We start from the raw sequence: 5,880 nt of genomic DNA, 5'->3' as shown, positions 1-5,880 counted from the left end.
AAGGTGAGTGGCCGGCGGTGTCCTACTCTCCCACCCAGTCTCCCGAGCAGTACCATCGGCGCTGGTGGGCTTAGCTTCCGGGTTCGGAATGAGACCGGGCGTTTCCCCACCGCTATGACCACCGGACCACAAAGGCCAGGCTCCAACCACACCCCCACCACCAACCCCCCAAAGGGGGCACGTGGTGGGCGCGCGGGTTGTCACCCGAGAACCACACAATGGACGCGAAACACAACTCGTAGCAGCACTCACCCAGCAACCTCTGGGTTTTGATCATCCTGCACCCCAACACCCACCCCGCAAACCCCCACAAGGGCCCGCGGCAGCTGGTGCGTGGTGAACAAGTGATCGGCTTATTAGTACCGGTCAGCTCCACAACTCTTTCGTCGTTGCTTCCACACCCGGCCTATCAACCCTGTCGTCTACAGGGAGCCTCCCACCCCTCACGGGGCACGGAAACCTCATCTCGAAGCAGGCTTCCCGCTTAGATGCCTTCAGCGGTTATCCCTTCCGAACGTAGCCAACCAGCCATGCTCCTGGCGGAACAACTGGCACACCAGAGGTTCGTCCGTCCCGGTCCTCTCGTACTAGGGACAGCCCTTCTCAAGTTTCCAACGCGCGCAGCGGATAGGGACCGAACTGTCTCACGACGTTCTAAACCCAGCTCGCGTACCGCTTTAATGGGCGAACAGCCCAACCCTTGGGACCTACTCCAGCCCCAGGATGCGACGAGCCGACATCGAGGTGCCAAACCATGCCGTCGATATGGACTCTTGGGCAAGATCAGCCTGTTATCCCCGGGGTACCTTTTATCCGTTGAGCGACCGCGATTCCACACTCCACGGCCGGATCACTAGTCCCGACTTTCGTCCCTGCTCGACATGTCTGTCTCACAGTCAAGCTCCCTTGTGCACTTACACTCAACACCTGATTGCCAACCAGGCTGAGGGAACCTTTGGGCGCCTCCGTTACTCTTTAGGAGGCAACCGCCCCAGTTAAACTACCCACCAGGCACTGTCCCTGATCCGGATCACGGACCGAAGTTAGACATCCAGAACGACCAGAGTGGTATTTCAACGTCGACTCCACGACCACTAGCGTGACCGCTTCACAGTCTCCCACCTATCCTACACAAGCCGTTCCGAACACCAATACCAAGCTATAGTGAAGGTCCCGGGGTCTTTCCGTCCTGCTGCGCGTAACGAGCATCTTTACTCGTAGTGCAATTTCGCCGAGTTCGCGGTTGAGACAGCGGGGAAGTCGTTACGCCATTCGTGCAGGTCGGAACTTACCCGACAAGGAATTTCGCTACCTTAGGATGGTTATAGTTACCACCGCCGTTTACTGGCGCTTAAGTTCTCAGCGTCCCCCCACCGAAGTGGAAGTAACCGGTCCCCTTAACGTTCCAGCACCGGGCAGGCGTCAGTCCGTATACATCGTCTTGCGACTTCGCACGGACCTGTGTTTTTAGTAAACAGTCGCTTCCCCCTGGTCTCTGCGGCCCTCAAACGCTAGCCGGCAAGCGGCTTCACGTCTCAGGCCCCCCTTCTCCCGAAGTTACGGGGGCATTTTGCCGAGTTCCTTAACCACGATTCACTCGATCGCCTCGGTATTCTCTACCTGACCACCTGAGTCGGTTTAGGGTACGGGCGGCTCGAACCTCGCGCCGAGGCTTTTCTAGGCAGCATGGGATCACCCTACTTCCCCCCTACGGGGTCACCATCAGGTCTCAGGCACATGAGGTGCGGATTTGCCAACACCTCGCCCTACACCCTTGGACGTGGACAACCATCGCCACGCGGAAGCTACCCTCCTGCGTCACCCCTGTTAACACGCTTGACTACTACCGGATCGGGTCACACGCTCCACCACTTCGCGCCCGAAGGCAACGAAAGGCTTTGGGTGCTTAGCATCCCCGGCCTCACCATGGACGGTTCTACGCCGGTACGGGAATATCAACCCGTTGTCCATCGACTACGCCTGTCGGCCTCGCCTTAGGTCCCGACTTACCCAGGGCGGATGAACCTGGCCCTGGAACCCTTGGTCAATCGGCGGACGGGTTTCTCACCCGTCATTCGCTACTCATGCCTGCATTCTCACTCGTGTGCAGTCCACAACCCATCACCAGGCTGCTTCACCCCACACACGACGCTCCCCTACCCATCCACACACCTGCAGAACACACACCCACCCCCACCCGAAGGCAAGAAGGCGCCGGCGTCCTGAAGTTCACATGTGAATGCCACAGCTTCGGCGGTGTACTTGAGCCCCGCTACATTGTCGGCGCGGAATCACTTGACCAGTGAGCTATTACGCACTCTTTAAAGGGTGGCTGCTTCTAAGCCAACCTCCTGGTTGTCTGCGCAACTCCACATCCTTTCCCACTTAGCACACGCTTAGGGGCCTTAGCTGATGATCTGGGCTGTTTCCCTCTCGACTACGAAGCTTATCCCCCGCAGTCTCACTGCCACGCTCTCACTTACCGGCATTCGGAGTTTGGCTGACGTCAGTAACCCGGTGGGGCCCATCGGCCATCCAGTAGCTCTACCTCCAGCAAGAAACACGTGACGCTGCACCTAAATGCATTTCGGGGAGAACCAGCTATCACGGAGTTTGATTGGCCTTTCACCCCTACCCACAGCTCATCCCCCAGGTTTTCAACCCTGGTGGGTTCGGTCCTCCACGCGGTCTTACCCGCGCTTCAACCTGGCCATGGGTAGATCACTCCGCTTCGGGTCTAGAGCACGCGACTGATACGCCCTATTCGGACTCGCTTTCGCTACGGCTACCCCCCACGGGTTAACCTCGCCACGCACCACTAACTCGCAGGCTCATTCTTCAAAAGGCACGCCGTCACCGGAACGAGCCGGCTCCGACGGATTGTAGGCACATGGTTTCAGGTACTATTTCACTCCCCTCCCGGGGTGCTTTTCACCATTCCCTCACGGTACTTGTCCGCTATCGGTCATCAGGAAGTATTTAGGCTTACCAGGTGGTCCTGGCAGATTCACACGAGATTCCACGAGCCCCGTGCTACTCGGGAGGCGCGCCCAAGGAGGCCGCGATGTTTCGCCTACGGGGGTCTCACCCACTACGCCGGACCATCCCAGGCCCTTCGGCTACACCACGACTTTCTCACTCCCCGAACCGCTGGTAGACGGCTCCGGCACACTCCCACAACCCCACACCTGCAACCCCTACCAGGTATCACACAAGCGCGGTTTAGCCTCATCCGCTTTCGCTCGCCACTACTCACGGAATCACTGTTGTTTTCTCTTCCTGTGGGTACTGAGATGTTTCACTTCCCCACGTTCCCTCCACGCACCCTATACATTCAGATGCGGGTGACCGCCCATGACGACGGCCGGGTTTCCCCATTCGGACACCCTCGGATCAACGCTTGGTTGCCAACTCCCCGAGGCTTATCGCAGGCTCCCACGTCCTTCATCGGCTCCTGATGCCAAGGCATCCACCATGCGCCCTTACACACTTGAGCACCACACACCACCCACCACGGACACACCACCAACCCCCCAGCCGAAACCAGGAAAGCAGCAGCCCAACCCGCAGCAGCAGCAGCGTGAAGCCAGTGCAGAAATCAAAACCCAAACCACAAAGACAGCGAACCACCACACCCAACCCCCCACCCACCGGCACGACCCGCAAAGGCCGACCCGGACGAAAGGAGGAGCAGAAGCAGCGATCCACATCATCAGAGGATTATCTACTCGACGAACACCACTACATGATGCTCGCGTCCACTGTGCAGTTCTCAAACGACAACCAGACACCACCTGCTCAACCAGCAGACACCAGACACCAGGCGAAGAACCCAGCCGGTATGACCTGCCACAGACGGCCTGAGAAGAAGAAACGAACCCCACACCCCAGCCGGCGATCACGCCGACCCGGATGCAGTGCCCGGTCCCTCAGGACCCAACAGTGCGCCAGGCACCCACCACACCCACCACCGATCGCGTTCCCCACCAGGTCAAGACACGTCAAGACCCGGCCGTACTAGCGCAGCAGTGAAGCAGCGAATGCCGTGTTGATGTTCCACCCTCGAGCACCGGCCCCCAGACGTTCGCTGGTAGAAACCGGTCCACCCCACCCACCCCCAGAAGGGGTGAGCGGGTTGATGCTCCTTAGAAAGGAGGTGATCCAGCCGCACCTTCCGGTACGGCTACCTTGTTACGACTTCGTCCCAATCGCCAGTCCCACCTTCGACAGCTCCTCCCCTTGCGGGTTAGGCCACCGGCTTCGGGTGTTACCGACTTTCATGACGTGACGGGCGGTGTGTACAAGGCCCGGGAACGTATTCACCGCAGCGTTGCTGATCTGCGATTACTAGCGACTCCGACTTCACGGGGTCGAGTTGCAGACCCCGATCCGAACTGAGACCAGCTTTTTGGGATTCGCTCCACCTCACGGTATCGCAGCCCTCTGTACTGGCCATTGTAGCATGCGTGAAGCCCAAGACATAAGGGGCATGATGATTTGACGTCATCCCCACCTTCCTCCGAGTTGACCCCGGCAGTCTCCCATGAGTCCCCAACCGAATTGCTGGCAACATGGAACGAGGGTTGCGCTCGTTGCGGGACTTAACCCAACATCTCACGACACGAGCTGACGACAACCATGCACCACCTGTACGCGACCAACTAAATGACACCCCATCTCTGGGATTCCACCGCGCATGTCAAGCCTTGGTAAGGTTCTTCGCGTTGCATCGAATTAATCCGCATGCTCCGCCGCTTGTGCGGGCCCCCGTCAATTCCTTTGAGTTTTAGCCTTGCGGCCGTACTCCCCAGGCGGGGCGCTTAATGCGTTAGCTGCGGCACGGAATCCGTGGAATGGACCCCACACCTAGCGCCCAACGTTTACGGCATGGACTACCAGGGTATCTAATCCTGTTCGCTCCCCATGCTTTCGCTCCTCAGCGTCAGTAACTGCCCAGAGACCCGCCTTCGCCACCGGTGTTCCTCCTGATATCTGCGCATTTCACCGCTACACCAGGAATTCCAGTCTCCCCTACAGCACTCAAGTGTGCCCGTACCCACTGCAAGCTCAGAGTTGAGCCCTGAGTTTTCACAGCAGACGCGACACACCGCCTACGAGCTCTTTACGCCCAATAATTCCGGACAACGCTTGCACCCTACGTATTACCGCGGCTGCTGGCACGTAGTTAGCCGGTGCTTCTTCTGCTCCTACCGTCACTTGCGCTTCTTCGGAGCTGAAAGAGGTTTACAACCCGAAGGCCGTCATCCCTCACGCGGCGTCGCTGCATCAGGCTTTCGCCCATTGTGCAATATTCCCCACTGCTGCCTCCCGTAGGAGTCTGGGCCGTGTCTCAGTCCCAGTGTGGCCGGTCGCCCTCTCAGGCCGGCTACCCGTCGTCGCCTTGGTGGGCCATCACCCCACCAACAAGCTGATAGGCCGCGAGCCCATCCCCAGCCGAAAAACTTTCCACCCGCACTCGATGCCGAGGCGAGTCGTATCCGGTATTAGCCACCGTTTCCAGTGGTTGTCCCAGAGCCAGGGGCAGGTTGCTCACGTGTTACTCACCCGTTCGCCACTGATCCCCCCCGAAGGGGTTCACCGTTCGACTTGCATGTGTTAAGCACGCCGCCAGCGTTCGTCCTGAGCCAGGATCAAACTCTCCGTCGAAAAACCTCCACCACCCCGAAGAGCGGCGTAGATCCATAGACTTCCAAAGTTGACCCTTGGTCTCGAAAACCCCCACCCCCGCTGGCGAGCAGAAGATGGAGGAACAACACCAAAGGAATCCCCAACCACCACCCAGATGAGCGGTGGCCATACGGGGTTGATTGATTTGGCATCAACACTTGGCACACTGTTGAGTTCTCAAGAACCGGACGC

3 rRNA genes are annotated in these 5,880 nt (G+C 58.8%); all 3 read right to left on the bottom strand.

Annotated elements, in window-relative coordinates:
- Nucleotides 1–9: 9 nt before the first annotated feature.
- Nucleotides 10–126: ribosomal RNA gene (rrf, locus tag ACRYM2_RS22615) — 5S ribosomal RNA — on the bottom strand.
- Between the two features lie 210 nt (nucleotides 127–336).
- Nucleotides 337–3,496: ribosomal RNA gene (locus ACRYM2_RS22610) — 23S ribosomal RNA — on the bottom strand.
- A 653-nt stretch (nucleotides 3,497–4,149) separates the two neighbouring features.
- Nucleotides 4,150–5,667: ribosomal RNA gene (locus tag ACRYM2_RS22605) — 16S ribosomal RNA — on the bottom strand.
- Together the 16S, 23S and 5S rRNA genes form the textbook arrangement of a ribosomal RNA operon.
- Between the last annotated feature and the right edge of the window lie 213 nt (nucleotides 5,668–5,880).

This window comes from Kineococcus aridisoli (assembly GCF_050871885.1).
Classification (GTDB): Bacteria; Actinomycetota; Actinomycetes; order Actinomycetales; family Kineococcaceae; genus Kineococcus.
Note: the sequence above shows the minus strand (reverse complement) of the source record. Positions and strands in the feature narration are given on the sequence as shown.